This is a genomic window from Acidimicrobiia bacterium (genome assembly GCA_016650365.1).
Classification (GTDB): domain Bacteria; phylum Actinomycetota; class Acidimicrobiia; order Spongiisociales; family JAENVV01; genus JAENVV01.
Genome location: JAENVV010000282.1, coordinates 1 through 3,549, shown reverse-complemented (window position 1 = coordinate 3,549; position 3,549 = coordinate 1). Strand labels below are relative to the sequence as shown.

General features: G+C 62.1%; 5 protein-coding genes. 1 reads left to right on the top strand and 4 read right to left on the bottom strand.

The window, feature by feature from the left end:
• Window positions 1-175: 175 nt before the first annotated feature.
• Window positions 176-661, bottom strand: a complete 486-nt coding sequence (locus tag JJE47_15750) for a hypothetical protein (protein MBK5268873.1) — start codon at window positions 659-661, stop codon at window positions 176-178.
• A 103-nt stretch (window positions 662-764) separates the two neighbouring features.
• Between JJE47_15750 and JJE47_15745 the strand changes: the two genes are divergently transcribed.
• On the top strand, window positions 765-1,214 hold the full coding sequence (locus JJE47_15745) for an SRPBCC family protein (protein MBK5268872.1): 450 nt from the start codon (window positions 765-767) through the stop codon (window positions 1,212-1,214).
• Here JJE47_15745 and JJE47_15740 read toward each other — a convergent pair.
• The 3 genes from JJE47_15740 to JJE47_15730 form a co-directional block, all read right to left on the bottom strand.
• Window positions 1,211-1,849 (bottom strand): endonuclease/exonuclease/phosphatase family protein, encoded by a 639-nt coding sequence (locus tag JJE47_15740; GenBank protein MBK5268871.1) that lies wholly within the window; start codon window positions 1,847-1,849, stop codon window positions 1,211-1,213. The two genes, JJE47_15745 and JJE47_15740, sit on opposite strands and share 4 nt — an antisense overlap.
• Window positions 1,850-1,909: 60 nt before the next feature.
• Complete coding sequence (locus JJE47_15735; protein MBK5268870.1) at window positions 1,910-2,836, bottom strand: cation diffusion facilitator family transporter; 927 nt, start codon at window positions 2,834-2,836, stop codon at window positions 1,910-1,912.
• 68 nt (window positions 2,837-2,904) lie between these two features.
• Entirely contained in the window at window positions 2,905-3,537 is a 633-nt protein-coding gene (locus JJE47_15730) for a hypothetical protein (GenBank protein MBK5268869.1), read from the bottom strand.
• Window positions 3,538-3,549: the final 12 nt, after the last annotated feature.

Below are 3,549 nucleotides of genomic sequence, written 5' to 3'. Positions count from 1 at the left end.
TGGGAAACCGAAGGCGCCGAGACTGAAATCGTCGAAGCCACCCAGGAACATGGCCGCCAATTGCACAACATGGAACTGACGTTCCAGGAGGCCCTGGCGATGGCTCTACCGCTCGAGGAGTAGGGCTCCTGGGCGCTCCACATTTCATTTAAGAGCCGTACAGACCAAGAACTCATCAGGCTTTATCCTCTTGCGGCGGTCCCGCCGCCTGTCGGCCCGACTCGATGAACTCCTGGGGTTTCATCTGTGCCAGGGTCAGTTCCAGTCGGGTCAGGTCGGCACCCGCCCCGAGCAACGCCCCACCTACTTCGCCCTCTGGATCAACCGCCACAACACCGACCAGCACGTGAGCCGACGTAACCATCGTGTTCCCCAACGTCATGGCGAGGCGCATCGAAGTTTCGAGTGCCCGTTTGACGGGCTCGGTCAATCTGAGCGTGGCCGGACTCTGGTCGATACCGGGCACCGAACGGGAGTGGTCGACCAGGGACCCGGCGGCGACGTCGAGAGTCGCCAATAGCCGGTTAGCGTCAGAGTGAGGTTGGCTCAGGCAGCCCACCGCCAGATGAATGAGTTCGACGGCGATAAAGCCACCGGCCCGAGCTTCCTCCTGAGCCAGAACAATGGCTGTTCGTGCTTGCTCGGTGAACCTATCGAACACGGCGGTGCCTTCCTTCGCCCCTCACCGTAGCGGCAGGGACAAGCAGTCTGCACTCGTCGCCCATTTTTCGGTACTGTTTTTAGGGACACGCGGAGGAGACGAGATGAAAACGCTGACGGTGGCACGAACGACCGCGATCCCTGCAACGCGGGTTTGGGAAGCCATCACCGACCTCGACAGGTGGGCCGACCGAATTTCCGGAATCACCGAGGTCACCCGCCTCGACGGTGGGACGGGCTTCGGGGTCGGGACTCGATGGCGGGAAACCGGGATCATGTTCCGCAAGGCCGCGACCGAGGAAATGGAAGTCACCGCCACAGACGAGGGGCGCTCCTACACGGTCAAAGCCGGCGGCCGCGGAGCGGACTACACGTCGGTGTGGGCGGTCGAACCCGACGGCAACCAAAGCACGCTAACGATGACCTACTCAGCCGAAACCACCGGACTGGTCGCCAAGGCAATGGCGTTGACGCTCGGCAAGTTGTTCGAGGGTGCCACCCGCAAGGCCATGGAGAAGGACTTTGACGACATCCTCGCCGGGCTGGACGACTAGCCACTCACGAGGAGGTCGGCGACCAGGGCTCGATGGTCGGAACCGGCGATGTTGACGACCTGCACGTCTGCGAGCTCAACCCCACGAACCATGATGTGATCAATTCTCAATAACTTGGGCATACCGGCCGTGTAGCTCCACGTACGAGCTGTTCGGTTACCGGTTCGGGCGGCCCAATCGTTGACGCCGTCACGGAGATGCTTTCTGATCATCCGATAGGCCGGCCAGGCCGGTGACGAGTTGTAATCACCAACCAAAACCATCGGCTGATCTCCCTGAAGGTTCTCAAGCAGGGCACGCACCTGGTGGCGGCGGTACTTGACATCGTGCGTCGCCACGGGGTTTGCGAGATGGATGGCCCCGACGGTTATCGATTGGCCGCCGACCAGAACCGGTGCCGTCAGCAGCGGTCGGAACGGGAGTTCGGTCTCCGTCACGGTCAGGGGCTCCCGGGATACCAGTGCGCATCCGGATACTCCCCCTGGCCTCACCAGACCGTAGGGGTAGCGTTCGGTGAGGGCTTCAGCCGCCGAATGATCCAGCTCCTGAACGGCCACAATGTCGGGGGCGTACTTGTCGAGCGCTTCGGCGAAGGAGTCGACCGAGACGTTGACGTTCCAAAGGTTGGCAGTCATGATTCGCATAGCGACCCGGGACAGTAGCCGACCCGGTGCCCAAAACGAACCGGTAGACCGTCAGTCGTCGGTTGGTCGGGCGGCGTTGTAAAGGTCTGGTTCCAGGTAGATCAGGTTCACGGCTGGTACGGCAGCCCGGATGGCCGCTTCGGTGACGTCAATGGCATCGGCCAGAGCGGCCACGCTGAGGCTGCCGACGAACTCGACTTTGGCGGCCACCAACAGATCCTCGGGCCCGAGATGCTCGGTCCGCATATGGATGAGCCTTACGACGTTGGGTGCTCCCGCGATGGCTGCGGTGATCTCATCGGCTTGATCAGGCGAGGCGGACTCACCGATGAGGAGGCTCCGCATCTCAATGGCCAAAATCGTGGCGATAGCAACGAGCAGGATGCCAATGGCCAGCGACCCGGCCGCATCCCACCGGGCCTGCCCGGTGGTGACGGCCAGCGTTACGCCGACCAGTGCGATGACCAGGCCGGTTAGAGCACCAAGATCTTCGAGCAAGACGACTGGCAGTTCGGGGCTGCGGGAGCGCCGGATGAACGACCACCAGCTGCCTTTGCCTTTGAGTGGCCTGGCTTCGTGTATCGCAGTCCGGAAGGAGTAGCTCTCGAGGAGAATGGCAAATAGCAGGACGCCAAACGCCCAGATCGGCGAATCGATGTCGTGGGGGTGGCGCAATTTCTCGATCCCCTCGTAGATCGCGAAAACCCCACCGAGGGTGAACAGAACGAGCGCTACGACGAATGACCAGAAATAGCGCTCCCTGGCGAACCCGAACTGATGCATCTCGGTTTCCTCGCGGCGGGCGCTCCGGCCCCCGAACAGCAGAAGCGCCTGGTTGCCCGTGTCGGCGAGTGAGTGGATAGCCTCGGCCAGCATCGATGCTGCACCGGTGAACGCGAACGCAATGAACTTGGCGATGGCAATGCCAAGGTTCGCGAAGAACGCCGCGACTATTGCTTTCGTACCGTGACCGGCGATGGGTTTCCCTCCTCGAGCCCGACCATATTGGCGGCTCAAGTGACAAAACCACAACCGGTGGACTCAACTCAGTCGCCGGCGATGCCGAACAGCCAGGTTCCGTCGTCGGCGATGCCGACCCGGAAGCCGAGGTAGCCGCCGAAGTCTTTCATGTCGGCAACCTCCTTCTCGGTCAAGAGGCCGGCGTCGAGCAGGACTTGCCAGTCGGCGTCCGCATTGGTGGACGACACTGCCGGCCATACCCAGCCGTCGGTCGTCCGGGCTGGAGGCAGCGACGTAACATCGAGCAGCTCCGTACCAGAGTCAGATCCGGAAGCAGACTCGAGTACCCACAGTTTGACCAGCCGGATCGGGCCGCCGAAACTGATCGACGTCTGATCCTGCTCGGCGATATCGGATAGCTGTTCCCACTCGCAGGCCGCCGCCAGGTTCCGCAACTCCTGCCAGGTTTCGACGACCGCTTCATCAGCGCTGGCCATCCACTCGCTCGATTCGGGGTCGGCAAATGCGCTCGGATTGCAGGGGAGTTGATTCATTCCGGATCCGGTCGTGGCATCGTCGGCCAGAACGACGCCACCGACGTATCCAAGCCGAAAGTTCATCCCATCGCGCATGGCCTCGAATTTTCCGTCGCCAAACCTGATTCTCCCCGCCCCAGCCGAGCCGACGACAAGAGCTTCTTGATCTGAGTCCCATGCCACGGCCCACACGTC

Bases quoted from the DNA above. Each gene is read 5' to 3' on its own strand.
- JJE47_15745 (MBK5268872.1), top strand. From the start codon at position 765: ATGAAAACGCTGACGGTGGCACGAACGACCGCGATCCCTGCAACGCGG.
- JJE47_15740 (MBK5268871.1), bottom strand. From the start codon at position 1,849: ATGACTGCCAACCTTTGGAACGTCAACGTCTCGGTCGACTCCTTCGCC.